Source organism: Bradyrhizobium sp. Kon58 (assembly GCF_055807455.1).
Map to the genome: position 1 here is coordinate 1 of NZ_JBVVOT010000209.1, position 378 is coordinate 378.

A 378-nucleotide genomic window follows, 5' to 3' on the forward strand; every position below is an offset into this window, starting at 1 on the left:
TGTTGGTTTGGCCGAGGTCAAGTCCCTCGCTGGCGCCCATTGAAACGCGGGGAGGTATCGTCACGGTGCTCAGCCCGTGCATTCTCCCCGTCGTGCCGTTTTTATTCGCCCGTGCCGATCGCTCGCCGTCGTCAGTGGTGTGCACGCTCCTCGGCCTGGCGCTGACCTTTGCCCTGGTTTCCAGCCTCGCCGTCGTCAGCAGTGACTGGGTGGTGACGGCCAACGGTGTCGGTCGCCAACTGGCGCTGGTGGTGCTGGTGCTGTGTCGGGAACTGCAAGCAGGCAAGCACAAAGCCACACCGATTCTGATGCTCACCGCGCGCAATGACGACACTGACCGAATCATCGGCCTGGAAATGGGCGCCGATGATTACCTGG

At 62.7% G+C, this 378-nt stretch carries 1 pseudogene; it reads left to right on the plus strand.

The window, feature by feature from the left end:
- Positions 1–254: 254 nt before the first annotated feature.
- A pseudogene (locus AC0L20_RS40150) lies at positions 255–378 on the plus strand (DNA-binding response regulator); the annotation flags it as partial.